The 25,017-nt window shown below is 43.4% G+C and carries 26 protein-coding genes; 16 read left to right on the top strand and 10 right to left on the bottom strand.

The features are described 5' to 3' along the window. The first annotated feature begins 96 nt into the window (after positions 1 to 96). The 7 genes from mutL (at position 97) to ABDW02_RS06350 (ending at position 7,975) form a co-directional block, all read left to right on the top strand. Positions 97 to 1,986, top strand: a complete 1,890-nt coding sequence (gene mutL, locus ABDW02_RS06380) for a DNA mismatch repair endonuclease MutL (protein WP_343633263.1) — start codon at positions 97 to 99, stop codon at positions 1,984 to 1,986. 1 nt (position 1,987) lies between these two features. Then, complete coding sequence (locus ABDW02_RS06375) at positions 1,988 to 2,785, top strand: rhomboid family intramembrane serine protease (protein ID WP_343633261.1); 798 nt, start codon at positions 1,988 to 1,990, stop codon at positions 2,783 to 2,785. Between the two features lies 1 nt (position 2,786). Then, positions 2,787 to 3,677 (top strand): rhomboid family intramembrane serine protease, encoded by an 891-nt coding sequence (locus tag ABDW02_RS06370; RefSeq protein ID WP_343633259.1) that lies wholly within the window; start codon positions 2,787 to 2,789, stop codon positions 3,675 to 3,677. A gap of 32 nt (positions 3,678 to 3,709) precedes the next feature. Next, on the top strand, positions 3,710 to 4,801 hold the full coding sequence (locus ABDW02_RS06365) for an endonuclease/exonuclease/phosphatase family protein (protein WP_343633257.1): 1,092 nt from the start codon (positions 3,710 to 3,712) through the stop codon (positions 4,799 to 4,801). 46 nt (positions 4,802 to 4,847) lie between these two features. After that, positions 4,848 to 5,303: a hypothetical protein gene (locus ABDW02_RS06360; RefSeq protein ID WP_343633255.1), complete on the top strand. Its 456-nt coding sequence runs from the start codon at positions 4,848 to 4,850 to the stop codon at positions 5,301 to 5,303. A gap of 449 nt (positions 5,304 to 5,752) precedes the next feature. Next, a complete protein-coding gene (proC, locus tag ABDW02_RS06355) occupies positions 5,753 to 6,541 on the top strand; it encodes a pyrroline-5-carboxylate reductase (protein WP_343633253.1) in 789 nt (262 codons plus the stop codon). A 123-nt stretch (positions 6,542 to 6,664) separates the two neighbouring features. Continuing rightward, positions 6,665 to 7,975: a DEAD/DEAH box helicase gene (locus ABDW02_RS06350; protein ID WP_343633252.1), complete on the top strand. Its 1,311-nt coding sequence runs from the start codon at positions 6,665 to 6,667 to the stop codon at positions 7,973 to 7,975. A gap of 67 nt (positions 7,976 to 8,042) precedes the next feature. Here ABDW02_RS06350 and ABDW02_RS06345 read toward each other — a convergent pair whose 3' ends face one another. Then, complete coding sequence (locus tag ABDW02_RS06345; protein ID WP_343633250.1) at positions 8,043 to 8,471, bottom strand: acyl-CoA thioesterase; 429 nt, start codon at positions 8,469 to 8,471, stop codon at positions 8,043 to 8,045. A 360-nt stretch (positions 8,472 to 8,831) separates the two neighbouring features. On the opposite strand from ABDW02_RS06345, the gene ABDW02_RS06340 reads away from it, so the two are divergent. The 6 genes from ABDW02_RS06340 (at position 8,832) to ABDW02_RS06315 (ending at position 13,339) form a co-directional block, all read left to right on the top strand. Then, positions 8,832 to 10,697 (top strand): carbamoyltransferase, encoded by a 1,866-nt coding sequence (locus ABDW02_RS06340; protein ID WP_343633248.1) that lies wholly within the window; start codon positions 8,832 to 8,834, stop codon positions 10,695 to 10,697. A gap of 5 nt (positions 10,698 to 10,702) precedes the next feature. Then, on the top strand, positions 10,703 to 11,896 hold the full coding sequence (locus ABDW02_RS06335) for a hypothetical protein (protein WP_343633246.1): 1,194 nt from the start codon (positions 10,703 to 10,705) through the stop codon (positions 11,894 to 11,896). Between the two features lie 144 nt (positions 11,897 to 12,040). Next, a complete protein-coding gene (locus ABDW02_RS06330) occupies positions 12,041 to 12,190 on the top strand; it encodes a DUF5989 family protein (protein WP_343633244.1) in 150 nt (49 codons plus the stop codon). Positions 12,191 to 12,202: 12 nt separating this feature from the next. Further along, positions 12,203 to 12,580 carry a hypothetical protein gene (locus ABDW02_RS06325; RefSeq protein WP_343633242.1) on the top strand — a complete coding sequence of 126 codons (378 nt, stop codon included), beginning with the start codon at positions 12,203 to 12,205 and terminating at the stop codon, positions 12,578 to 12,580. Positions 12,581 to 12,603: 23 nt separating this feature from the next. Beyond that, on the top strand, positions 12,604 to 13,005 hold the full coding sequence (locus ABDW02_RS06320; protein WP_343633240.1) for a hypothetical protein: 402 nt from the start codon (positions 12,604 to 12,606) through the stop codon (positions 13,003 to 13,005). A gap of 19 nt (positions 13,006 to 13,024) precedes the next feature. Further along, a complete protein-coding gene (locus ABDW02_RS06315; protein WP_343633238.1) occupies positions 13,025 to 13,339 on the top strand; it encodes a hypothetical protein in 315 nt (104 codons plus the stop codon). Between the two features lie 71 nt (positions 13,340 to 13,410). Here the strand turns inward: ABDW02_RS06315 and hisIE are convergent, their stop codons facing one another. From hisIE to ABDW02_RS06275, 8 genes are all read right to left on the bottom strand, one after another. Then, on the bottom strand, positions 13,411 to 13,995 hold the full coding sequence (gene hisIE, locus ABDW02_RS06310; protein ID WP_343633236.1) for a bifunctional phosphoribosyl-AMP cyclohydrolase/phosphoribosyl-ATP diphosphatase HisIE: 585 nt from the start codon (positions 13,993 to 13,995) through the stop codon (positions 13,411 to 13,413). Then, complete coding sequence (gene hisF, locus ABDW02_RS06305) at positions 13,992 to 14,747, bottom strand: imidazole glycerol phosphate synthase subunit HisF (protein WP_343633234.1); 756 nt, start codon at positions 14,745 to 14,747, stop codon at positions 13,992 to 13,994. The genes hisIE and hisF overlap by 4 nt, the downstream gene beginning before the upstream one ends. After that, entirely contained in the window at positions 14,734 to 15,462 is a 729-nt protein-coding gene (locus tag ABDW02_RS06300; RefSeq protein ID WP_343633232.1) for a 1-(5-phosphoribosyl)-5-[(5-phosphoribosylamino)methylideneamino] imidazole-4-carboxamide isomerase, read from the bottom strand. The genes hisF and ABDW02_RS06300 overlap by 14 nt, the downstream gene beginning before the upstream one ends. Beyond that, entirely contained in the window at positions 15,459 to 16,076 is a 618-nt protein-coding gene (gene hisH / locus ABDW02_RS06295) for an imidazole glycerol phosphate synthase subunit HisH (RefSeq protein ID WP_343633230.1), read from the bottom strand. Before hisH ends, ABDW02_RS06300 begins: the two co-directional genes overlap by 4 nt. Further along, positions 16,076 to 17,212 carry a bifunctional histidinol-phosphatase/imidazoleglycerol-phosphate dehydratase HisB gene (gene hisB / locus ABDW02_RS06290; RefSeq protein ID WP_343633228.1) on the bottom strand — a complete coding sequence of 379 codons (1,137 nt, stop codon included), beginning with the start codon at positions 17,210 to 17,212 and terminating at the stop codon, positions 16,076 to 16,078. The genes hisH and hisB overlap by 1 nt, the downstream gene beginning before the upstream one ends. Then, entirely contained in the window at positions 17,209 to 19,527 is a 2,319-nt protein-coding gene (gene hisD, locus ABDW02_RS06285; RefSeq protein ID WP_343633226.1) for a histidinol dehydrogenase, read from the bottom strand. Before hisD ends, hisB begins: the two co-directional genes overlap by 4 nt. 2 nt (positions 19,528 to 19,529) lie before the next feature. Next, positions 19,530 to 20,387, bottom strand: a complete 858-nt coding sequence (hisG, locus tag ABDW02_RS06280; protein WP_343633224.1) for an ATP phosphoribosyltransferase — start codon at positions 20,385 to 20,387, stop codon at positions 19,530 to 19,532. A gap of 512 nt (positions 20,388 to 20,899) precedes the next feature. Then, positions 20,900 to 21,160, bottom strand: coding sequence for a hypothetical protein (locus ABDW02_RS06275; protein ID WP_343633222.1), 261 nt, complete (start codon positions 21,158 to 21,160; stop codon positions 20,900 to 20,902). Positions 21,161 to 21,741: 581 nt separating this feature from the next. Here ABDW02_RS06275 and ABDW02_RS06270 point away from each other — a divergent pair. Next, positions 21,742 to 22,305, top strand: a complete 564-nt coding sequence (locus ABDW02_RS06270; protein WP_343633220.1) for a hypothetical protein — start codon at positions 21,742 to 21,744, stop codon at positions 22,303 to 22,305. 52 nt (positions 22,306 to 22,357) lie between these two features. Here the strand turns inward: ABDW02_RS06270 and hemB are convergent, their stop codons facing one another. Beyond that, complete coding sequence (hemB, locus tag ABDW02_RS06265; protein WP_343633218.1) at positions 22,358 to 23,332, bottom strand: porphobilinogen synthase; 975 nt, start codon at positions 23,330 to 23,332, stop codon at positions 22,358 to 22,360. A gap of 344 nt (positions 23,333 to 23,676) precedes the next feature. Here hemB and ABDW02_RS06260 point away from each other — a divergent pair, with 344 nt between their 5' ends. Continuing rightward, complete coding sequence (locus ABDW02_RS06260) at positions 23,677 to 24,564, top strand: hypothetical protein (protein ID WP_343633216.1); 888 nt, start codon at positions 23,677 to 23,679, stop codon at positions 24,562 to 24,564. Positions 24,565 to 24,575: 11 nt separating this feature from the next. Next, a complete protein-coding gene (locus ABDW02_RS06255; RefSeq protein ID WP_343633214.1) occupies positions 24,576 to 24,998 on the top strand; it encodes a hypothetical protein in 423 nt (140 codons plus the stop codon). The last annotated feature ends 19 nt before the right edge of the window (positions 24,999 to 25,017 follow it).

Genomic DNA, 25,017 nt, shown 5'->3' with positions numbered 1-25,017 from the left:
GAATTGTTAAAAAGCCAGTAAATTATTTTGAAAAATAATGGCAAACACTGCGGGTTGCCGGATTAAAAACTGAGGCTTTTTCTTATTTTTGTTGCTATGTCAGATATCATTCGTTTACTTCCCGATCATGTCGCTAACCAGATTGCAGCAGGTGAAGTGGTTCAAAGACCGGCTTCTGTTGTGAAGGAATTAGTTGAAAACAGCATCGATGCGGGAGCAACGAAAATTGAACTATATATCAAAGATGCCGGCCGTACCCTGATCCAGATCGTTGATAACGGAAAAGGAATGTCGCCAATGGATGCAAGAATGTGTTTCGAACGGCACGCAACCAGTAAAATTGCGCATGCGGATGATCTTTTTGCCTTGAAGACAAAAGGGTTCAGAGGGGAAGCACTGGCCTCCATCGCTGCGATTGCACACGTAACGCTTCAAACGAAACGCGCCGGAGATGAATTGGGAACGAAAATCCAGATCGAAGGAACGGAAGTGGTGAGCCAGGAACCGACTCAATGCCCGGTGGGATGTAACTTTGAGATCAAGAACCTGTTTTTCAATGTTCCTGCCCGCCGCAATTTCCTGAAGTCCGACAATGTGGAATTCAAGCACATTATTGATGAGTTTGAGCGCGTAGTTCTTCCCCATCACGATATCGCTTTCCGCCTGGTACATAATGACCAGGAAATTTACCACCTGGTACCCGCTCCTTTGAGAAAACGTATTGTAGATGTGTTCGGGAAGAAATTCGGTGACAACCTGGTGCCGGTGACGGAACATACCGATATTGTCGCGCTGGATGGTTTTGTTGGAAAACCTGAAGTTGCCAAAAAATCTCGCGGCGAACAGTTTTTATTTGTCAATAACCGCTTCTTCAAGGATACGTATTTCAATCACGCCATTGCAACGGCATTCGAACATTTGCTTCCATCCAAATTGTTCCCGGGTTATTTCCTCTTCCTTGAGGTAGATCCGAAACAGATCGATGTGAATGTCCATCCGACTAAAACGGAGATTAAATTCGAGGAAGACAAAGCCATATACAGTATTCTCAGAAGTGCAGTGCGTTTGGGCTTAGGAAAGTTCAACATCACTCCTACTTTGGATTTCGACCGTGAACCCGAATTTGACCTGCCGGTATCGATGTTAAGTCAAACTCCGGTTGTACCTGAAATCCGGGTGGATAAATCGTACAATCCTTTTCATGTGCAAAACACGCGTGAAGGACAGTTTTCAGGAGGGAATTCCTCCTCAGGCTCTTCCGCAACAAAAGATAAGGCATTTTCCAATGCGCTGAATAAAGCCGGATTCGGTTCGCAATTCCAATCTGCTAGTTTGGATGAATTGTGGAATTCGGAAGCAATCAGTGAGGAAGTGAGCAGTCCGCAGCATGAAGAAAAATCCCTGCAGCTTGAACTGGATGTGGAAACCGTTAAATCAATCGGGGTTTTTATTTTGAAGGGATCTTTTGTTGTGGGTTCTATTCCGGAAGGATTACTGGTGGTGCATTACCGCCGGGCTTACGAACGGATGCTCTACGATGATCTGATGCGCGGATTCTTCATCAATCCGCTGGCGTCCCAGCAATTGATCTTCCCGATGGAAAAAGTGATGTCCAAACAGGAACAATTGGCCTGGAACGAACACGAAAAAACACTTTCCCGTATCGGTTTCAACTGGTCCTGGTCCGACCAGGAATTACACATTGACGGTATTCCGCAAATTCTGGATGAATCGACGGTGCTTTCATGCGTGGATAAAATCCTGGAACAGCTGCAAATGGGAACCCTGGATAAGGGAGAGATTGCACATACGGTTTTGTCACAGATTGCTTTCGGTGGAAGTATGTCTTTTAAACTACCAAATAACCAGGAAGCGATTACCGATTTCATTGCCCGCCTGTTTGAAGCGGATGAACACACGTTTTCTCCTTCGGGAAAACGGATTATTGCACAGATTACAAATGAACAATTAATTCAACTGTTTTAAGATGTTTGGAAATATACAGCCGGTAACCAAGAATTTATTATTGCTCAATATTGCCATGGCTTTATTGACCGCTTTTTTTGATTCCCAGGGAACCATTGATTTGGGAAGTTTACTCGGGGCACACTATTTTAATACGCCGCTTTTTGAGCCTTATCAATTGGTGAGCCACTTCTTCATGCACCAAAGCATCCTTGATCCGAATGGAGGATTCCTGCATATTTTCATGAATATGTATGTGCTGGTGGTATTCGGAAGCTTTTTAGAGCGCTTGTGGGGACCAAAACGCTTTTTCATGCTGTATGTGGCTTCTGCATTGGGGGCTTATCTCTTGTATAGCGGTATTGGAGCTTTCCAGGTCATGGAATTGAAAAGACTGATCGGTGACGAACACATTATCAGCGGAATGAACAGTATTTTGAAAGAATACGGAAGATCGGAAGAGTGTATTGCGGCACTGAACCGTTTCTTATCCGATCAAAATATCAATGATGTTCAGACAGCAGCTATTCATTCGTATTTGAATAAGAGTTTCGTTCCGATGGTGGGTGCATCCGGGGCTATTTTCGGGTTGATGGCGGCATTCGCAATCCTGTTCCCGAATACGCAGCTCATGCTGATATTCCCGCCGATTCCGATCAAAGCAAAATGGTTGATCGGTGGGTATTTCTTATTTGAAGTATATTATAGTTTTCAGAAAAATCAGGGAGACCACGTAGCACACCTGGCGCATGTCGGAGGTGCTATTGTTGGGGCAATCATTGTCCTGATCTGGCGTAGAACCGGTAAAAACTTTTATTAAGATGAACGACAGAACATTATCAGAAGAACTGAAATTCCAGTTCAAATTCGGGGGAATGCACATCCGTTTGATCTTTATCAACTCGTTGGTATTCCTCGCAATGCTTTTCCTGGGAATAGCCTGGAACGCTTCGCACAGTGAATGGATTGAATGGGTACAGATCAATCTTTTTACACTGCAAACAAACCCCGACAGGTTTCTGTTTGCTCCGTTGGGATTGATCACGAGTATTTTTACTCATTTTGAATTCCTCCACTTTTTGTTCAATATGATCTTCCTGTATTTCGCGGGAAGTTTGTTCAAACAGTTCTTTTCCGACAGAAGAATGCTGCATGTGTATGTAGTAGGCGGAATTGTAGGAGGACTCTGTGAATTGATAGCTCACCAGTTTATGGGAAAAGGGTCGGTTGTTTTGGGTGCTTCGGGTTCGATCATGGCATTGTTTATCGCTATTTCCGTATACCGCCCGAATATTACGATCAGCCTCTTCGGGATTTTTCCGGTGAAAATTTACGTGTTGGCACTTATTTATGTCGTAAGTGATTTGGCTCAAACGATTAACAACGATGGTGTTGCGCATTTCGCGCATTTGGGTGGAGCTTTGATCGGGTTCCTTTCCGTGCAGCATATCTATGCTTCTTCCAATATCATCAACTGGACGGAATCCATTCATCAGCGGATCTTAGGTTTCTTCGGGAACAGGAACCGTAAGCCGAGAATGAAAGCTCAGAAAGGTGGCGGAAGAGTCGTGAAATCCGACGAAGAATACAACATGGATGCGAAGGCAAAACAGGAACGCATTGATAAGATTTTGGATAAAATTTCAAAATCCGGTTACGAATCATTGACCAAAGCCGAAAAAGACTTTTTATTTTCGCAAAGTAACAAGTGAGTTGGTTTAAAAAGATAGCGCGATTTTCCACCGTGATAAAGATTCTCTCTGTCACGTCTATCTGCTGCCTTCTACTGGCCTACTTAACTCCTTACGTACACCCTTCCTCCATACGCATTCTGCCCTTTTTCGGGTTGATGTATCCCATTTTTATTTGCCTGGCTTTAATCCTGATGATCTATTGGGCATTTGCCCGGTCAAGGTGGTTCTTCTATATCCTGATCGCTATTTTATTCGGTGGGAACCTGCATTTCAGGACACTTTCCGTGACATTTTCCGATCCGAAACCCGGAAACGAAGTTTCTTCCTGGAGTGTCATGAGTTACAACGTGCGACTCTTTGATGTATACAACGAATCGATTGAAGAACGCAATAAGTCGCGCGACAGCATTGTCAGTTATATTCAGCGCGTGAACCCGGATGTGGTTTGTTTCCAGGAATTTTTCCACCAGGATAAACCTTCTGCGTTTTCCACGAAGGATACGCTGATTAGTTTGATGGGCTACAGTAATTATCACGAACGGTACTCGCACCGTATCCGGAACCGGCAAAATTTCGGGATCTGCATGTTATCGAAATACCCGATCATTGCCAAGGGAGATGTGATGTTCGAGAATTTTAAAACAACGGATAATTACTGTATTTACGCGGACATCGTGAAAGGAAAGGATACGATCCGCTTCTACGACATTCACCTGCAATCCATTAAACTGCAGCAGCAGGATTATGAATTATTCGGCGAAAAGAACAAACAGGCCGGATCGAAAAAATCGACCGTTCGCCTTTTGATAGATAAATTGCTGATCGCATATCCTGCAAGGGCCGAACAAGCTGAAAAAGTCGTGGAACACATGAAGACCTCGCCCTACCCGGTTGTGGTGTGCGGAGATTTCAATGACACCCCGATGTCTTATGTGTACAACCAGTTCAACACCCTTTTAGTGGATTCTTACCGGGAAACTACTACTGGTATCGGGGTGACTTACGTGGGGCGTGTTCCAGCAGGAAGGATCGACTATATTTTTCATTCCGGGGAGTTGGGAGCTTACGACTTTGACATTCAATCGGTGCCGTTTTCCGACCACCGGGCGGTTCACTGTAAAATTTACAGAAAGTCACTTTAAGTTCAGTTAATGCGGATTGTTTGAAATATTCGTTTATATTTAGAACATGAAGCGATCGGTATTTAATCTTTTATCATTTTCCATACTACTACTTTTTGCATCCTGTTCAACAGATACACAAGAGGTTGAAAATGCTACAGAACAAAAAGAGATGTCTATCATCGGAAGATGGGTATTAATCAAATCAGAAGATTCGGATTCAAGGAAAACAGATCATCAGAATCAGCCTTCCGATGTTATTCTGAATATTCAAAAAAACGGGTTCTTTATTGTCTACGATACGCTGGTTGATCCGAAATGGCGCAAAAAAGGATTGCCATTAATCCAGGAAAGAACTTCCGGACAATGGAAATTGCAGGATTCGCTTCTCACCATGATGCATGAGGACAAAGACACATCTTTTGCAGAAGATTTCAAAGTAATCCGTTGTGACGGGAACGAACTGGTTACAGAACGCTCCAACAAGAAAAAAACCGTCTACAGAACTTACGGAAAAAAATAAAACACGTAGGCCCGCGATTATCGCGGGCCTACGTGTTTCAAATTATTATTTTTTTGATTTTCCCAATTAAAAACCCATACAGCGTCCCGCCAATGACGGGAAAATTCTGAACGCCTCAGAAAGCACGATTTGGTTCGCTGTTTTTCTTTGTAATCTGCCGATCGCGTCATGCGAAACCCGAAGGTTGCAGCCCGCCATTAAAAAACTAAGACTCCCCGTTCGTAGTAAAAAATGTTAGACGTCAACAATCTCACTGCATGGGTTTAGTTCGAATAAATCGAACAGTTATTTACACTCGGCCTCTGCCGACGAATAACATTTTAAAGATACAAATTCTGTTACCACATTCAAAAACTTGAGAGTAGTTTCTACGAAATTTAACAAAGGTGGCTGCGGGAGTCGAAGTCGCCTTGTTAAATAAATTTTATTTTTACGCCAAAATTGTTAAAATGGAAAAGATCGGAATTATTGGATGCGGAAATTTGGGATTGTCATTATTGAAAGGATTTCGCAAACAATACCCCGATGCTCAATTATATGGTACCAGGAGAAATGTATCGGAATTGGCTGGTTATGAAGATGACAAAACGCATTTTACAGCGAATAACCGGGAAGTGATCCGGCAGTGCGATTATTTGATCATAGCTCTGAAACCATATACCATTTTATCTTTTCTCGAAGAGCACAAGGAGTTTTTCGACTCCAAAAAACACACCATTATTTCTGTTGCTACAGGAATCACTTTGGAGGAAATTAAGAATGCTCTGGCTCTTTCAGAGCTATCCATTTACCGCGGAATGCCCAATACGGCAGCAGATGTACAGGAAAGTATGACGGCTTTGAGCGGTTTACCGGATCCTTTAAACCGGAAAGACCATGTAAGCGGCCTCTTCCGGGCAATTGGCGATATTGTCTGGATCGATGAGCAATTAATGGAATCGGCTACCATCCTGGGAGCTTGCGGTATCGCTTATGTGCTTCGTTTTATCCGCGCCATGATCCAGGGCGGAATTGAAGTGGGATTTGATGCGAAAACAGCCAATAAAATTGTGAGCCAGACCGTAAAAGGTGCAGCGCAGCTTCTGATCCAAAACGGATTGCACCCGGAAGAGGAAATTGATAAAGTAACCACCCCGAAAGGATGTACCATCGTTGGACTGAACGAGATGGAACACAGCGGATTCAGTTCTGCATTGATCAAAGGAATCGTAACGAGTTACCAGAAAATCGAGCGCTAACCTTTGGTTTTACTACGGTTCGTAATTTGGCAAACAGGCAAATTTGGATATTGGCAATTTTGCTAATTTGTGTATCGGATTTTATCGGACGTAATATTGCGGAATTACGGTTATCTTTGGCAAATGAACAGTTCTCACCCCAATTTCTCCCTCGAAAAACTCGGTATTTCTTCCCTGAATGAAATGCAGCAGCAAATGCTCGAATCTTCTGCTGCAAATTCCGAGATCATCCTGCATTCCCCTACAGGTTCCGGGAAAACAGTAGCGTTTTTGTTGACGGCACTGGGGAAATTGAATAAGGAACAATCAGGTGTTCAATTGTTGATCATCTCTCCTACCCGTGAACTTTCCATTCAAATCGAAGAAGTATTCAAAAAGCTGGGTACCGGCTTTAAAGTAAACACCTGCTACGGTGGGCATTCCATGCGCGTGGAGGAAAATAATCTGTCTGTTCCGCCTGCAGTATTGATCGGAACTCCCGGAAGGCTTGCGGATCATATCCGGAGAAATAACCTGGATTTATCAGGAGTACATACCCTCGTTTTGGATGAATTCGATAAGTCGCTTCAAATGGGATTCGAGTCGGATATGACGGAAATTATCAACGAATTATACGCACTTCAGAACAAATACCTCGTTTCAGCCACTAAACTGCAAACGATTCCGGCATTTACAGGAATCAAAAACCCGGTGGTAATCGATTTCCTGGTAGAAAAAAGCCACCAGATCAATTACTTTGCGGTACAAACAACAGAAGCGGATAAATTGGGATTATTGCTGGAACTATTGTGCAATCTTCCGGAAGGGAAAACGATCATCTTTTGCAATCACCGCGAACCGGTTGTTGAGATTGTCGATTTTTTAAAGGAAAACGGGGTGATCGCAGTTGCTTACCACGGTGGAATGGAACAGGATGACCGGGAGCGTGCACTCATTCGCTTCAGGAATGGAAGTGCTGATTTCCTGGTTTCAACCGACCTGGCTGCCCGAGGATTGGATATTCCTGCCGTGGAACACGTGATTCATTACCAATTGTCGCTGAAAGAAGCGGAATTTATTCATAGAAGCGGTCGTACCGGCCGGCAAGACGCCGACGGAGTGGTATTCATGTTCCTAGACCCGAAGAAAACCATTCCGGATTTCATCCCGGAACATCACAACTACGAAGTCATTCCCAACGAGCCGCTTCCTGAGCGCCCGAAATGGAAAACGATTTACATCAGCGCAGGAAAGAAAGACAAGGTCAATAAAGTAGATATCGTGGGTTTTTTACACAAAACCGGCGGATTAAGACCCGACGAAATAGGACTGATTACCGTAATGGATTACAGCTCTTTCGTTGCGATCAGCAGCGATATTGCAGAAGAAGTCGTTCCGGAATTGCGCGACAAGAAAATCAAAGGCAAAAAACAAAAGATCGGCTTCGCCAGATGAATTGTTCCAAAGTTCAAAAGGTTCAAAGGTTTAAACTTTTTGAACTTTTAAACTATTGAACTTGTAATTAGTTGGAAGCTAATTGCGGGAATTTACTCATCGTTTCAATCACCATCTCCGGTGTCGGATTTGCCAATTTGCGCTTTTGAGTATCGATCCACGCTCCGTCAATTGTAATGGTTGCACACAATTCTCCTCGCTGGTTCGTCAATACGTGTTGCATCGTCCAGCGCGATCCGTCTGCTGCAATCGTTTTGATAGCCAGACTGATCGTTATTTCATCGTGCATGTGAATTTCTTTCCGGAACACACATTCTTCACGGAATAAAATCGGGCCGAAATGATTTTCCTGCATCACTTTCAGTGAAAGCCCCAGATTATTCAATACTTCTACACGCTGTTGTGCTCCCCAATCGTAATATGCGCTGTGTCTGACATGGTAATTCGGATCCAGGTCCGACCAACGGATTGATACTACTTTGTTAAACAATTCCATGCTCAATTTTTTTACCAAAGTTACAAAATATTTATGCGTGCAGAATATTCTTCTTGTTTGTACATTCAAATTACAAGCATGAAGCTGTTGTTTTAAGGACTATCTTATTGTGGGAGGACTGCTTGACGGGTGTAATTTCAAAAGCATTTTTGCCTACTTTTTTTACTTTGGAAAAAGTAGAATAATAGAAAGGCTTCTGTGTGTAAGAGTAATTGATCATCACACTAGTATTTCCTAACATTCTATTCTTAATGAATATTATTCATCTACTCTTGCTTCCTGCGATTAATGGATTATTTTTGTTCCTCGTCAAAATGAACAACCATTTTTGACGTTAATGAAACAGAATAAATTGCGCGAATGAAAAAAGTTTTAGGGATTTCTGCCTTCTATCACGATTCGGCTGCTGCCCTGGTTATTGGAGGCAGAATTATTGCCGCAGCACAGGAAGAACGATTTACGCGCGATAAACATACTCCGGATTTTCCGGTAGAAGCAGTGAAATACTGCCTGGAAGAAGCCGGACTTGAAATTGATGACCTGGACGCAATCGTATTCTACGATAAACCGCTTCTGAAATTTGAACGCCTCCTGCAAACCTATTATTCCTTTTCACCGAAAGGATTGGTCTCCTTCTTAAAAGCAATTCCCGTTTGGATCAACGAGAAAATGTTTCTCAAGAAAATGATCCATGACGGATTAAAAGAGGTGGGCAAGTACGATAAGAAAAAGGTGAAAATGCTTTTCCCGGAGCACCATTTGTCACATGCCGCAAGTGCCTTCTACCCTTCTTCATTCCCGGAATCAGCGATCCTGACGATTGACGGTGTGGGAGAATGGTGTACGGCCTCCATCGGTTTGGGGAAAGGTGAAAAAATTGAATTGGTCCGTGAAATGGAGTTCCCGCATTCCGTTGGATTGCTCTATAGTGCGTTCACCTATTATTTGGGATTCACCGTAAACTCCGGGGAATATAAATTGATGGGCCTTGCTCCTTACGGGAACGAACATGCCGATCAAACCAAAGAATTTATCCAGAAAATTAAATCAGAACTGGTTGATATTAAATCAGATGGGTCTGTTTGGTTAAACCAAAAGTACTTCAACTACGCAACCGGACTTCGCATGGTTCACGACCAGAAATGGAAGGAATTGTTTGGAGTAGCGCGCCGCGAAGGTGAATCTGAATTGGAACAGGTGCATTGTAACCTGGCAATTGCTATTCAGAAAGTAACCGAAGAAATTGTCATCCTCATGGCGAAGGAGGCCAAAAGACTGACCAATTCGGATTACTTGTGCATGGCAGGAGGTGTTGCGCTGAATTGTGTGGCAAACGGGAAACTGCTGGAAGAGCATCTTTTCAAAGAAATCTATATCCAGGCTGCTTCCGGTGATGCCGGAGGAGCTTTGGGAGCCGCATTGGCGGTTTCACACATGTATTTCGAAGAAGCGCGTGTGATTGATTATTCCTACGACCAGATGAACGGAACCTATTTAGGTCCGGATTATTCGGAAAAGGAAATCCAGTCGATGAACAAACGCACGAATGCCCGTTATAAAAAGTACGATGATTTCAATGAGCTAACGACTTTCGTGGCTTCGAAACTGGCTGAAGGAAATGTAGTCGGCTGGTTCCAGGGAAGAATGGAATTCGGTCCGCGTGCACTTGGTAACAGGAGTATCCTGGGCGATGCCCGCAACCCGGAAATGCAGAAAAAATTAAACCTGAAGATCAAGTACCGCGAAGGCTTCCGGCCTTTTGCTCCTTCTGTTCTGGCTGAAGATGCACGCGAATACTTCGATTTACAGGCAGATTCTCCGTATATGCTTGTAGTTGCGCCTGTGAAAGAAAGCAGGAGGCTGAAATTGCCTGATAATTACAACGATTTGCCGCTTTGGGAACGCTTGTACCATCAAAGAAGCGACCTGCAGTCCATCACTCATTTAGATTTTTCCGCACGTGTTCAATCTGTTTACAAGGAAACAAACCCGAGATATCACGCGCTTATTCAGGAATTTAAAAACCAGACTTCATACGGATTGGTAGTAAATACGAGCTTCAACGTGAGAGGCGAACCCATTGTTTGTACTCCTTACGATGCGTTCCGTTGCTTCATGAGTACGGAAATGGATTACCTGGTGGTCGGTGATTTTGTATATACCAAAACCGAACAGGAAGATTGGGAAAACAAGGAGAAATGGATGGTCAAATTTAAAATGGACTAAGCGAAATGATGCAGAAATTCAAATCCTTCGTCAAAGCAAATAAACGGACATGCATTGTTTTGGTCCTGGCGATTATCAGCTTGTTCGCATACAACGTCACCAAAAACGGGATCGGTTATGAGATCTTCGGCTGGTTGAGATTGTGGAAATACCTGTCCCTGTTATTCATCCTGACATGTTTTTACCTGCTCTTCCTGAAAGGAAAAAAAGTAATCCTGGCGAATATTACCCTGATAGCCTTGCTCCTGTTCCTGCTCGAGACTATTTTGTTCTTTGTTTTGGGAATGCCTTCTGCATTTAAAAAAGACTTCAGTATTCCGAATTTGCCGGAAAATCACATCGCGCGCCAGGTTGGTGCTACTTACTACCCGGACAGCGTTTACCACGAAGTGAAAGTCATCGGTAATAATGATACGGTATTTGATGTGCATTTTGCCATAGACAGCATGAATAAGCGCATCACTCCTGGCTTCGATTCCACGAAAACAAAATACAACCTGTTCTTCGGTTGTTCCATCGGGTTCGGTTACGGGTTGGAAGACAATCAAACGCTGGCTTATCACGTACAGGAACAATCTCCGGAAGCAAATTCCTATAACTTTTGTATTTCTGCCACCGGAACAAACCACATGCTGGCACAGTTCCAATACCGCGATTTATCAAAACAGGTTGCCGAAAAAGACGGGTGTGCCTACTACATTTTCTTTTGGGACCACATTTACCGAGCTATCGGTACCATGCACCGCTATACGGAATGGCTGCACTTAGCTCCTTATTACGAAATGAAAGGTGGAAAACTGGTCCGCAACAAGTTGTTTAAAGACGGCCGGCCGTTTGTTTCCGGGTGGTATGAGCGTTTGTATCAAACCAATATTGTGAAATATTTCGAAGCAGATCTTCCTTTGAAACTGAATGATTCCCATTTCGACCTGGTTACGGAAATGATCCTGGAAAGCAAGAAAGCCTATCAGAAACAATTCGGGAATGACAAGTTCTACCTGGTCTTCTACCCGAATTACATCGCATATACTCCTGAAGAAATGCGCATTTTTAAATCTTATTTGAACAAGAAGAAGATTAAGTTTATAGATTTGTCCCATACGATTAAGTATTACGGGAAATATACGCTTGACGGTGATTCCCATCCGAATTCGGAAACAAACAAATTAATGGCAAAATACCTTCTTCAGAAGAAGTAGCGAAGCTACTGAAGACGGAATGCAGCTTTCGCAAAAAGCTAAGCATTACGGACAGTGATAGTCCACCTTACGAAAAAGACAGAAGTTCCCTCTGGAAAGACGGACAGATAAAGGAAAAGAAGAATTAAAATTTAAAATAACTAAATGGAATTTTTACGCGACTTATGGCGCTTTATGAAAGAGCGAAAGAAATTTTGGTTAGCACCTGTTATCATCATCCTGCTATTGATCGGGATCCTGATTGTTTTCGGTGGTACCAGTGCCATTGCACCTTTTATTTATTCCTTGTTCTAAGTTCTTGTCCGCATGAGTGCTCCGAAACAAAAAGCTTCCAACCCGGCTAAAACAGTCCTGACGATCGTAGTTGGCTTTGTGCTGATCTATTTGATGACCAAATGGAAATGGAGTTTGTCCGTGGCATTCTTTGTTGGTTTGGCGGGCGTACTTTCTGATTTCATTGCAAAGTGGATCGATTTTGCCTGGATGAAACTAACGCTTGTTCTGAGTTACATTGTTCCGAATATCGTTCTGAGCCTCATTTTCTACCTCTTCCTCTTCCCGATTGCCATGCTTACACGCCTGTTCGGAAAGAAAGACCCCATGCATCTGAAAAACACCGCTTCTACGTTGTTCAAACACAACGAAAAAGTATTCGATAAGGCTTATTTTGAAAAGCACTGGTAGATATTCATCTAAACATTCCACAAATGGGCCTGGATTATTCATTGGTAAACGTTGATAAAAAAGAGATTATTGATTTTTACGGCGTGGATACAGGAACTCATTTCAGGGAAATCCCCGGAACGGTCATTGCGTCAACCATTGTTACTTATTATCTAATAAAAAACGCCGGGGACAGGATCGGATTTATTAGTGATATTTCCTTGCCGGATGTTCCCGAAATCATTTGTGGAGAGGAATTTAGCTTTGAATATTTAAGGGATTTTACAGAAGTAACAGATCGTATCATTGATGAATTGATCGAACAGGAAATTATAAAGGATCATGGTATCGTCTGGATTGATAAAGAAGATAACCTATTCTACAGAGATCTAAGAAATATTTGGGATGTACGAATCAGTTATAAAGAGAATACTGATCTCAGCTAATTATTAATAATCTATTGATATGTTCACCATCAGTTACCGCTTCATCATCCATCCACATCAAAACGAGGCTTTCGAAGAATCCTGGAAAGAAGTCACTAAACTCATTTACCGGCGCTGCGGCAGTCTGGGCTCACGCCTTTATAAATCCTCTGAAACTTCTTACATCGGTATCGCTCAGTGGCCCGACAAACAAACCTGGGAAAATGCGGATGTGAGTTCATTTGACACAAACGACTGGCGTTCCAAAATGAGAACCTGCTGCGAATCTATCGAAACTCTTGACGAACTGGAATTGATCCATGATTTGTGGGCGGAAGAGCCTTGTGATCAATAAAAAATGAGCTTCCGTTTTCTCCGTACTCGCCTGTCCTTAACATTCGGGGTCTGCGGGAAATAAAAGTATGATTACTTTTGTCTTCCATCCAAAACACCCAGCACCTCTCTAAAATCCACCTCCTTCGCCCGCAACAAAACCAAATAGTGAAACAACAAATCAGCAGCTTCTTCTTTGAATAGTTCCGGTTCGTTCCGCATCGCTTCAATCACCACTTCCACTCCTTCTTCACCTACTTTCTGAGCAATCTTAGACAATCCCTTTTCAATCAGCGATTGAATGTAAGATCCTTCCCGGGGAGTTGTAAACCGCTCATCAATGGTTTGTATCAAGCCGCTCAAGATGTTAAGCGGATCTCTCGTTGCTTTACCGAAACAGGAAGTGGTCCCGGTGTGACACGTTGGCCCCGCGGGAATGACGCGTATCAATAAAGCATCCAGGTCGCAATCCGCTTTCCAGTCAACCAGTTTTAAATAATTCCCGGAAGTTTCTCCTTTTACCCAAATCCCGTTCCTGGAACGCGAAAAAAAGGTCACCAATTTTGTTTCCAGTGTTTGTTCGAACGATTCTTCATTCATATAACCGAGCATCAGGACTTTATTCGTTTGTGAATCCTGTATAATTGCCGGAATTAATCCGTTTTTGTCGTATTTCATAGCCTTATTCTAATTCTTTTACTCAATTCAAGTTTCAATTCGGGAATCTCAATTTCTCCGAAGTGAAAAATGCTGGCAGCCAATCCGCCGGTAACAGACGTTTGGGTAAACAGTTCTTCAAAATGTGCTGCAGTTCCTGCTCCACCGGAAGCAATCACCGGAACAGTCACAAACTTTTGTACTTTCCGGTAAAAATCCAGGGCGAATCCGTTTTTCGTTCCGTCTCCGTCCATGGAAGTAAGGAGCAATTCCCCGGCTCCCATTGAAACAGCTTTTACAGCCCATTCAATTGCGTCGATGCCGGTATCCTTTTTTCCTCCATGGGTGTGAACGGTCCAACCGGCTTTCGCTTTGCGTACATCAATTGCCACTACTACACATTGCCTTCCGAACTGATCGGCCAATTCGGCAATTAATTGCGGGCGTTTTACTACCGATGAATTGACAGCGATTTTATCTGCACCGCTTCTCAGGAGTATTCGTGCAGCTTCAACTGATGAAATTCCTCCGCCCACCGTAAATGGAATGTTTACCTGTTCTGCAACAGCTTCTACTACCGGGATAAATGTCGAACGCCTCTCAATCGTTGCTGAAATATCCAGTAATACCAGTTCATCTGCCCCCTGTTTTGCATAGTAGCTGGCTAACTGAACAGGATCTCCGGCGTCCCGGATCGATTCGAAGTTGATTCCTTTTACCGTCCTCCCGTTTTGAATGTCCAGGCACGGAATGATTCGTTTATAAACCTGCATCGTTGAATGATTTAAGTTCTTTTAAAGTTATTTTCCCTTCGAGCAATGCTTTGCCGATCACACAGCCGTAACAGCCTGCTTTTCGGAGTTTTTCCAGGTTTTGTAAAGATTCTGTTCCACCACTTGCAATCCAGCGCTGGTCGGGGAAGTTCCGAACTAGTTTTTCGTACAAATCCACATTCGGGCCTGATCCTGTGCCGTCTCTGCGGATGTCTGTGGTCAGAATGGTTAATCCTTTGAACCGACTGAACCGGCGCATGATTTCTTCCAAAGTTTTTCCGGAAGCATCTTGCCATCCGTTGATCTTCAGTTCGTTTCCGTCGATGTCCAGCGCCAGGATAAAGCGTTCCGTTCCGAATGTTTCAATCCATTCCATTACTTTTTCCGGATCTCTCACGCACAAGCTCCCGATTACGACCTGGGTGGCTCCGGATTTCAATAAATGACGAATGTCACCCTCTGTTTTTATTCCTCCTCCGAAATCTACTTTCAGGGCTGTTTGGGACACAATTTGTTCCAGGATGGATTGGTGCACGAGCTTTCCGGCTTTTGCTCCCGATAAATCTACCAGGTGTAAATATTCCAATCCGTTGGTCATTATCTCAATGGCGTATTCGACCGGATCCAATGGATAAGCTGTTTGCTGCTTGTAATCCCCCTGGAATAAGCGAACTACCTCGTTATTTATTAAGTCAATTGCAGGTATGGCGATCATAATGCTAAAAATTGAGTGAGTAATTGTTCTCCGGCGGTTCCGCTTTTTTCAGGGTGAAACTGAACACCGTAGAAATTGTCTTTTTTCAATGCTGCGGAAAAAGGCCAGGGATACCCGGCAATTCCCCAGGTGTCTTTACAAATTCCGGCGGCATAGCTGTGTACGAAGTAGAATGCTTCGGATTTTCCGTTTAACTGAACATCGTTCCAACCCATGTGCGGAACGGGATAGTTTGCCCGGAAATCTTCGGTTTGCCATTTGGCAAACTGGCAAATTTGCAGATGGCCGAATTGGGATTCGAGGGATTGAACCGGCACGTCGAAAATTCCTAAACCCTGCAGGTTTCCTTCTTCATTCCAGCCGCACATCAACTGCATACCCAGGCAAATTCCCAACACGGGCTGGGTCAAAGTGGGTATAACCCGCTCCAATCCTTTTTCCTGCAAGTAATTCATAGCACTTCCCGCATGCCCCACCCCCGGGAAAATAACATGTGAAGCCAAGCGGATTTCTCCTTCGTCAGCTGTTAAAACGACTTCCCGTCCCAACCGTTTAAATGCTTGCCGGATCGAAAACAGGTTTCCGGCTCCATAATCAATGATTGCTACTTGCATCAGAGTGCGTTTTTAGTTGTCGGGAGAAAATCGAAATTTCCGCTTCTGCGTTTGGCCATTAATAGGGCTTTCGCAAAGGCTTTGAAGATGGATTCTACCTTGTGGTGTTCGTTTTCACCTATTGCTTGAATATAAATATTGCAACGTGCTGTAAAACAAAATGATTTAAAAAAGTGATGAACCATTTCAGTTGGTAGTTTTCCTACGAATTCGCGCTTCAGTTCCACGTCCCAGATCAATTCCGCGCGACCTCCGAAATCAATAGCACAAGTTGCGAAACAATCGTCCATCGGCAGGCAAAATCCATAACGCTCTATTCCGCGTTTTGATCCCAAAGCCTGGTCAATTGCCTGCCCAAGGGTCAGAGCAGTATCTTCAATAGTGTGGTGCTCATCGATTTGCAAATCGCCGTTCGTGGTTAGTGTGATATCCAGTTGTCCGTGACGCGCAAGCTGGTCCAGCATGTGATCCAGGAAAGCAATTCCGGTTTGAATTGTCGAAATGCCGCTTCCGTCCAGGTCCAGGTTGATGCAGCAATCAGTTTCTGCCGTGGTCCTGCGTATTTCAACTTTCCGGGTTCCCAAACGCAGGTCGGCAAGCAAATCATTCCAATTCGAGACCTTGCGGAGTATGACTTTTTCCAGTTCTTCCGGCGAAAATTGTAGTTCAGTCCCGACTTCTATGGAGTTTGCGTCCAGTAAAAAGGCTTTACAACCCAGGTTTTTAGCCAGTTCGACGTCTGTCAGGCGATCACCGATTACCAGTGAGTTCCCCAGGTCATATTCTTTGGAAAAATACCTTGTGAGCATCCCCGTTCGGGGCTTCCGGTCCGGAGATTGTTCCTCCGGGAAAGAACGGTCTATGCACACTGCTGAAAAAACAATGCCCTCGCTTTCCAAAATATCCAGCATCAGTTGGTGTGGACCGTTGAAATCTTCCAAAGGAAAACTTTTTGTGCCCAATCCGTCCTGGTTACTGACTAATACAAGCTCGTATTCGTTCCAGGAAACAATGGTTTTCAGGGCTGAAATTACTCCTTCCAAAAACTGGAGTTTGGAATAAGAGTCGACCTGGTAATCGCTTGGTTCCTTGAGAATAGTCCCGTCCCGGTCAATAAAAAGAATTTTTTGTTTCATAACGTTTGCATGATTTGAATGAATTGATTGTTTTCTTCCCGGGTCCCGATGCTCACCCGCAAGGTATCCGAACAATTAAATTGGCTGCTTCTGTCGCGCACGACTACTCCGTTTTCAAGCAGTTTCCGGTAAACAGCCGAAGCATCCGGAATGCGGAAAAGAATGAAGTTGGCCTCCGATGGAAAAACTTCCGTAACAGCTGCTTGGGATTTCAAAAAGACGGTCAAACGTTCCCGCTCCCCGATAATTTCAGCCTTCAATGTGTTCCAGGGAGTTGTTTTTAAAGTGTCGATAGCTTTTTCCTGTACCACCGAGCTCAAGTTGTAAGGAGGTTTTATCCGGTTCAGGGCGGCAATCCAGGTTTTCGAAGCGATTGCCATTCCAATGCGTAAGCCCGCCATTCCGTAAGCTTTTGAAAGTGTTTGTACCACGATCAGGTTCGGATAATGAGTCACTTCACCGGATAAGGAATCAGCCGGACAAAAATCAATGTAGGCTTCATCAATCACTACCAATCCTGTAAATTCCCGGATAATTTCAAGCAAAACCTTTTTAGGGATCAGGTTTCCGGTCGGATTATTCGGGTTACACAATACCAATAGCCTCGAACCTTCTGCCTGTGCTAAGATTTGTGGAGCAGTAATCCGGAATTGCTTGTCGAGATTGATTTTCCGCAGTTCCAGGCCGTTCAGTTTAGCGAGTACAGCATACATTCCGTAGGAAGGATTTAAGCACGCAACGGTGTCCAGAAACGGAGTTCCGGTAAGCCGGAAGATCAGGTCCAGCACTTCATCCGACCCGTTTCCGAGGAACAAATTTTCCGGTTGGATTCCTTTGATCTCCCCGATTACTTCCTTCAATTGTTTTTGTCCCGGATCGGGATACCGGTTGTAAGGAGTGACTGAAGCATGTTCGTTGGCGTCCAGGAAAACATCGCCGGTACCTGCACTTTCATCCCTTGCAGAACTATAAGGTGTCACGTCCCGCAAATCCTTCCGGATAAAATGGTTAATGTCCGGAGTGTCAGAAGAAAGTCGCTGAGCGAAGTCGAAACGTACTTTTACCGCATTAGCGTGCCCCTGCAATTCTTCCGCTTCTGCCATAGTAATCACTGTTTGCCCCAGGTTTTTCAATCCCAGGTCACTGACTGTTTGATAGGTGATTTTCTTGACAAAGGAATCCAGGGAAACACCGCTGTATGCATTTGCAAAACCGGAAGTTGGCAAGGTGTGATTGGTACCTGAAGCATAATCCCCGAAACTCTCAGCCGTATTCCTGCCGATAAATACACTTCCGGCATTGGTGATCTTCGGAACGATCTCGTCTTCGTATTTCCCCATGATAATTAAGTGCTCCGGAGCATACGAACGGATGATTTCCGGCCAGTTTTTGATCGTTGAAACAATAGCAAGACTGGATTTCAAAGCTTCTCGGGCAATCTCTTTTCTGGGAAGTAATTCCAGTTGTCTGTTTACTTCTTCCAATACCTGTTCCAGGTACTCACTTTCATCCGTAAGGAAAATGACCTGTGAATCCGTGCCGTGTTCGGCTTGAGCCAGTAAGTCTGCGGCAACAAAGGATGCGGGAATCGATCGGTCGGCAGCAACCAGTACTTCCGACGGGCCGGCTGGAATATCAATGGCAATTCCGAGTTTTTGGGCATATACCTTTGCCGCCGTCACATATTGATTTCCCGGGCCGAAGATTTTATCCGCCTTTGGAATGGTTTCCGTTCCCAGGCTCATGGCGGCAATGGCTTGTGCTCCACCGGCTTTGTATACGATATCAATTCCGGCTGTTTTTGCCGCAAATAAAATTGCAGGGTGGATTTTCCCTTTTTTGTCGGGAGGAGTGCATAAATAACGCGTCGGGTTTCCGGCAATTTTAGCAGGAATTCCAAGCATTAAAACAGTCGAAAATAAAGGAGCTGTGCCTCCGGGAACATATAGTCCAACAGTTTGTATCGGTACGGATTTTCTCCAGCAAAGGACGCCCGGAGTTGTTTCAACTTCTGTTTCCCGGTTCTCTTGTGAACGGTGAAAACGTTCGATATTGCGGGCTGCAACACGAATGGCCTGCTTTAATTCCATTGAAACGAGGGCTTCTGCTTCTTCGAATTCCCATTCTTCGACCGGTATACTGTCAAGGACAGTACCGTCAAATTGCAGGGTAAAATTTCGCAATGCCAGGTCCTTTTCTGTTTCAATCTTTTGGAACACTTCCGAAATGAAAGCTTCCAGGTTTCCGGGTTCCAGTTTCACCCGTTCCAGGACTTTTTTTAATTCTGTTTGGGATGGATTTATGAGTGTTTTCATCTTTAAGAAACCATTTTTTCGATAGGACAAACGAGGATTCCTTCTGCACCTTCCGATTTTAGTTGCTGAACGACCTGCCAGACTTCCTTTTTTTTCACCACCGAATGAATACTGATCCAGCCTTCAACCGCAAGAGGAAGAATGGTAGGGCTTTTCATTCCCGGAAGAATCTTGCAGATTGTCGAAAGTTTTTCTTTCGGAGCATTGAGCAGAATGTATTTGTTTTCATTTCCCGCCAGAACAGATTGAATACGAAAAAGCAATTGGTCCAGCAGCACCTGTTTTTCAGGGGCCAAATCCGGGCCTTTGATCAAAACTGCTTCGGAATAAAGAAAAGGGAAAATTTCCCGCAGGTTGTTTTGAAAAAGGGTGTTCCCGGTAGAAACGATATCTGCAATGGCGTCTGACAAGTCCAGGGATGGCGCTATTTCTACCGAACCTGAAATGGGGTGTATTTCCGCGGTAATTCCCTGTTGTTGCAGGTACTTTCTTACTGAATTCGGGTACGATGTAGCAATGCGTTTTCCCTGCAAATCTTCGGCTGTTTGAATGCCAGACGCTTTGGGGACAGCAAACGACAAACGGCATTGGGAGAAATTCAGTGCCTGGATAATCTCCACCGGAGTTTCATCTTCTTCCAGTAGATTGGACCCCACAATTCCCAGATCCACTACCCCGTCGGATACGTATTGCGGGATATCACTGTTGCGCAGGAATAAGAGCTCTGCCGGGTAATCGGATGTAACGATCTTGAGTTGTCCGTCCCGGTAATCGGTTTTCAGGCCGCATTCTTTCAGCAATTCCAGGGAACCTTCCCGGAGCCGACCTGATTTTTGTAAAGCAATAATTAAACGTTCCATGTTTTTAATTAGAGCCCGGCCTTCAAAAGAGTATTGAAATAAAATGACAACAAAAAACCCGCTTGAAAGCCAAGCGGGTTAAAGAATTATAGATATACAATCATCTCACCAAAGCGCTTAGCTGAGCATGTGATGATGATGATGTAATTGTGTCATTTTCATGCAACAAATGTAAGTGGAATAATTAAACCAACAATAAATTCCGGATTTTTTTTGCTTCGGAATGATTTTCTAACCTGCGAAACAACTAAGTAACAATATGTAAAACACAAGCTTCGTGACTGAAAGAGATAGCGGTCAGCCGCGGCTGATCTGCTATGTTTTCATGTTCTTTAAAAACCGAGAGTGCAGCGAAACTACAATCGCCTCCCAACAGGATAAAACTATGTGTTCTATGTGTACTATGTGGTTGAAACCCGCGAGCGCAGCGAAACTATCAATGGCCGCCTTAAAAACAAAAAAAATCCCGATCCGCCGAAGCAAACCAGGATTTCGTATTACGCAAAAATCAATTATTCAATCTTGATACAACCGTTCTTGATAGAGATTTTCTGACCGTCTTTCACTTTTACCCAACCGCATTCTGTTTTGATCTCAACTTCAGAAGCACTTGTCTGAACAGAAGCAGAACTCGTTGTAGAAGCACTGAATTCAATTTTCTGAGTAGACCCGTTGGAACGAACCTCCATCGTGTACTTTTGAGAATCGTTGTTGTAGTAACGGATCGTAAACGCACTTGCAACGTTCGCCAACAGCAAAAATGCCATTGACATAAAAATCATTTTTAATTTCATCCTGTAGATATTTAAGTTATTGTTCCGATAAATATAACTAATAGTCATTCAGTTAGTTGAATCTCTTCGTGTTTAATTGATATTCGCCGGGAATGAATAAATATTCGTTCCTTTTGGAAGGATTCCGTAACACTTCTGAGAAGTTTCCACATGATACAAAGAATGGAAAACAGCTTTCTGAAAAATAGAAAAACGCCTTAACTGGGTCATGTATAGGTCAAGTACGGGTCAAGTATGGGTCAAGTATGGATATAATATTAAAACGTTATATCTCAAACAAATCACACTATTTCTAACATTTTAAACTTAAAAGGTCCAAACCCTTATTATAACTGGGATATATAGAATTAGTTCAACTACAAATCAGAGCTTCGAACAGTTGAAAAACCTAACCGAATCGAATTAAAAAATCGTTAAGTCAACCAACAAGAGGATGAGTTTCGGTTATTGACATAGTGAAAATATCGGACCCTGCTACTCAAATATGTAAAACAACTGTGCTCACCTGTCCCGACACTGGGCAATGTTTCTTTGTGGGAATGAATTCGTATCTTTAATACATGTCGATTCAAAAAACAGTTTACGTATTTATCCTCACACTTGCTCTTACAGCATGTACGAAAGGAAAGCCCATACCCTTTATTTCTCTGAAAGACGATTTCATAAAACATTCCAATACAGATTTCAGCGGGAAGTATTTCTTCCTGGGACCCGAGATTGATTCTGCAAACATGCAAATTTTAGCTCCCTGCGACTGTTGTGCAAGCAATATGGTATTTGTAAACGATTCCTTATTCGTTTTTGAATCACTTTGTCTGGAAGAAGATGTCTATTCGAAAGGGAAATACTGCAGACTGGGTAATTTGTTACTCCTTGAAGTTCAAACACCCTTTGTTTCTGAAATCCGGGTTCCGGGAACGGATTTGGAAGAAACCTGGGAGGTCAGGGACCACGAAACAAATTATGTAGCAATGAATATCTCCGAATTGAACTCACAATTGATTCTATCAATCAAATATGAAGGCGGAACCGATTATGGAATGGAACAAGGATCTTCTAAACAGTATATTTCCGAATTGAAAAAACAAGGTGTTTGGAATAAACTGAAACTCTCAATCAAATAATTCCGAAAAATGGTGACTGAGCGGAGCCGAAGTCACCATTCGCAATTCGCAATTAAGAATTAGCAATTAGTTTAGCTGCATCCGGCGCAAAATACGTCAAAATCCCATCTGCTCCTGCCCTTCTGATACTCAATAGCATTTCCATGACAGCCCGGTCGTAATCCAGCCAACCGTTTTTAGCAGCTGCGTAAACCATGGCACATTCTCCGCTCACATTGTAAGCCGTAACTGGTGTCGCGAAATTCTCTTTCAGCAAATGGATAATGTCCAAATAGCACAAAGCCGGTTTCACCATAATGAAATCTGCTCCCTCAGCAATATCAAGTTCCGCTTCTATCAAAGCCTCGCGCTTGTTGGCCGGGTTCATTTGATAGGTCTTCTTATCTCCGCTCTTCGGTGCTGAATTTAACGCATCCCGGAAAGGACCGTAGAAAGCACTGGCATATTTTGCCGTGTAAGACATAATCGAAACATCCTGGAAACCTGCAGCATCCAGTTCATCACGGATAAAACCTACTCTTCCGTCCATCATATCGGAAGGACCGATGATGTCAATTCCTGCCTGGGCCTGCGCAACAGACATGCGTCCCAGGATATCCAGCGTCGGGTCATTCACGATCTTCCCGTCAATTACCAAACCGTCGTGCCCGTCTGAAGAATAAGGGTCCAGCGCTACATCCGACATTAACACCACTTCCGGGAACTTTTCTTTCAGCGTGCGAATGGTGTGCAGGTAAAAATTCTCGTCTGCATAGCTGTAACTGCCGATTTGGTCCTTCAGGTGTTCATCGACTGCCGGGAACAAGTCGAATGTCTTTATCCCGAGGTTCATCCATTTTTCGAATTCCGGCAGCAACTGATCAATGCTCCAGCGGTAATTCCCCGGCAAAGAAGACACTTCTTCACGAATGTTTTTTCCGTCCTTCAGGAAAAGCGGATAGATCAGGTGCTGTGCTCCTAATTGTGTTTCTTCAACCATTGCTCTGATGGCTGCACTTTTGCGATTTCTTCTCGGACGAATATTCATAATTTTCTTTTTACAACTAAAAATATAGCAGATTGTTTTTAACCGTTCAATTCCTCCCCGTAAGACCGTTTTCCCGGTTTTCGCACCGGCAAACACGAGTTCAGGAATTCATTTATTTCTGAAGGTGAAACAGCTTAAAGTGCTGTTTATTAAGGTATTAAACTTATTATTCTTCAGAATCGTTTTAAAAACGTCATTGCTCCTGCAAATTTAATCAGAATCCGGAACTATTCGATCAAATAGGCGTTTTAAACAATTCTGATTCAGAATTATCAACAACAAAGTTCCATTAACAATTTTTTGTATATTTTCGTCTGTACGTTAACGAAGAAACAATGCGACTTATGAATAAGCTATTAACTACTTTCACATTAAGTACCGGGATTGTACTTATGATTAGCTCCTGTGGATCGGAGGAAGAAAAAAAGCCTGAAATAAGCAAAGAAGTTATCGACCCCAATAGCTCTTTGAATGCGAAGTTTGATGACAAAATCTTCAGTATTCCCTCGCCTATGCAAATGGCGATGTTGCTGGAAGAGTCCAAATCTCCTTACAACGAATTCCTGTTGAACGACCTGGAAAAAGTGGGAGATTACACCTCTGAATACAAGAAAGCAATGAACCTCGGAGTTTATGGAACAGACCTTGGGTACGTGTCGATTTACAAGCAAAACAGCATTGCGTTAAAGTACCTTTCCACCATCGAAAAACTAACCAGTAAATTGGGCCTGGAAGGAGCCTTCGATAAAGATTTCATGTCCCGTTTCGAAAAGAACTCCACCAACAAGGATTCCATGATGGTGATTGTTTCGGATGCGTTTAAGAAATCAGATAATTTCCTGAAATCAAATAACCGCAAAAGCGTTTCTGCATTGATCCTGGTAGGAGGATGGATCGAATCGATGTACCTGGCTTGTAATATCAATAAAGAACATGCAAACCAGAAGATCCTGGACCGGATTGCAGAACAGTCTGAGACATTGAATACGATCATCGATTTGCTTTCGGATTACAATAAAAAAGGCGATTGGGATGAATTGATCACAGACATGAAAGATTTGAAATTCTATTTCGATCAGATTACGATCAAGTACGAGTATATGGCTCCTGTGACCAATGCAAAAACGAAAACAACTACCCTGCGTCACAAAACAGTGGTTACTGTCGACTCCAGCACCCTGAATTTTATTAATCAGAAAATCGAAGCCATTCGAGGAAAAGTAATCGAATAACATTAGTCATTATGAAAAAGTTAGCACTATACAGCATCTTTACTTTATTCGTCGGATTTGGAGTAAATGCACAGGATTGCGAAACCCTGGTAAAGGATTGCGAAAATATTCTGAAAGGAAAAGAAAAGAACTTCGTGTCTGACGGACAGGTTTACACGGCGTTCCTCGATCGTGAAAAGGCAGAGTTCAAAACCACTTTCTTCGGTGGAACCACTTACCGGATCGCTGCAACGGCAGGTACGGATGATGAGTATGTGATTTTTACAGTGAAAGACCTGGATGGAAACATCCTTTTCTCAAACAGGAAGTATAAGAACTCCAATTACTGGGATTTCAAAGTTCCGAGAACAATTCCCGTTGTTATTGAAACGGAATTGGATATGGATAAAAAAATCACCGGCTGTGCCGTTATGATGATCGGATTCAAAAGATAATAATTAGTCAAATAAATAC

This window comes from Fluviicola sp. (assembly GCF_039596395.1).
Lineage (GTDB): Bacteria > Bacteroidota > Bacteroidia > Flavobacteriales_D > Crocinitomicaceae > Fluviicola.
Note: the sequence above shows the minus strand (reverse complement) of the source record. Positions and strands in the feature narration are given on the sequence as shown.

Coding starts and splice junctions, on each gene's coding strand:
- mutL (WP_343633263.1), top strand. CDS start 97: ATGTCAGATATCATTCGTTTACTTCCCGATCATGTCGCTAACCAGATT.
- ABDW02_RS06375 (WP_343633261.1), top strand. CDS start 1,988: ATGTTTGGAAATATACAGCCGGTAACCAAGAATTTATTATTGCTCAAT.
- ABDW02_RS06370 (WP_343633259.1), top strand. CDS start 2,787: ATGAACGACAGAACATTATCAGAAGAACTGAAATTCCAGTTCAAATTC.
- ABDW02_RS06360 (WP_343633255.1), top strand. CDS start 4,848: ATGAAGCGATCGGTATTTAATCTTTTATCATTTTCCATACTACTACTT.
- proC (WP_343633253.1), top strand. CDS start 5,753: ATGGAAAAGATCGGAATTATTGGATGCGGAAATTTGGGATTGTCATTA.
- ABDW02_RS06350 (WP_343633252.1), top strand. CDS start 6,665: ATGAACAGTTCTCACCCCAATTTCTCCCTCGAAAAACTCGGTATTTCT.
- ABDW02_RS06345 (WP_343633250.1), bottom strand. CDS start 8,471: ATGGAATTGTTTAACAAAGTAGTATCAATCCGTTGGTCGGACCTGGAT.
- ABDW02_RS06340 (WP_343633248.1), top strand. CDS start 8,832: ATGAAAAAAGTTTTAGGGATTTCTGCCTTCTATCACGATTCGGCTGCT.
- ABDW02_RS06335 (WP_343633246.1), top strand. CDS start 10,703: ATGATGCAGAAATTCAAATCCTTCGTCAAAGCAAATAAACGGACATGC.
- ABDW02_RS06330 (WP_343633244.1), top strand. CDS start 12,041: ATGGAATTTTTACGCGACTTATGGCGCTTTATGAAAGAGCGAAAGAAA.
- ABDW02_RS06325 (WP_343633242.1), top strand. CDS start 12,203: ATGAGTGCTCCGAAACAAAAAGCTTCCAACCCGGCTAAAACAGTCCTG.
- ABDW02_RS06320 (WP_343633240.1), top strand. CDS start 12,604: ATGGGCCTGGATTATTCATTGGTAAACGTTGATAAAAAAGAGATTATT.
- ABDW02_RS06315 (WP_343633238.1), top strand. CDS start 13,025: ATGTTCACCATCAGTTACCGCTTCATCATCCATCCACATCAAAACGAG.
- hisIE (WP_343633236.1), bottom strand. CDS start 13,995: ATGAAATACGACAAAAACGGATTAATTCCGGCAATTATACAGGATTCA.
- hisF (WP_343633234.1), bottom strand. CDS start 14,747: ATGCAGGTTTATAAACGAATCATTCCGTGCCTGGACATTCAAAACGGG.
- ABDW02_RS06300 (WP_343633232.1), bottom strand. CDS start 15,462: ATGATCGCCATACCTGCAATTGACTTAATAAATAACGAGGTAGTTCGC.
- hisH (WP_343633230.1), bottom strand. CDS start 16,076: ATGCAAGTAGCAATCATTGATTATGGAGCCGGAAACCTGTTTTCGATC.
- hisB (WP_343633228.1), bottom strand. CDS start 17,212: ATGAAACAAAAAATTCTTTTTATTGACCGGGACGGGACTATTCTCAAG.
- hisD (WP_343633226.1), bottom strand. CDS start 19,527: ATGAAAACACTCATAAATCCATCCCAAACAGAATTAAAAAAAGTCCTG.
- hisG (WP_343633224.1), bottom strand. CDS start 20,387: ATGGAACGTTTAATTATTGCTTTACAAAAATCAGGTCGGCTCCGGGAA.
- ABDW02_RS06275 (WP_343633222.1), bottom strand. CDS start 21,160: ATGTCAATGGCATTTTTGCTGTTGGCGAACGTTGCAAGTGCGTTTACG.
- ABDW02_RS06270 (WP_343633220.1), top strand. CDS start 21,742: ATGTCGATTCAAAAAACAGTTTACGTATTTATCCTCACACTTGCTCTT.
- hemB (WP_343633218.1), bottom strand. CDS start 23,332: ATGAATATTCGTCCGAGAAGAAATCGCAAAAGTGCAGCCATCAGAGCA.
- ABDW02_RS06260 (WP_343633216.1), top strand. CDS start 23,677: ATGAATAAGCTATTAACTACTTTCACATTAAGTACCGGGATTGTACTT.
- ABDW02_RS06255 (WP_343633214.1), top strand. CDS start 24,576: ATGAAAAAGTTAGCACTATACAGCATCTTTACTTTATTCGTCGGATTT.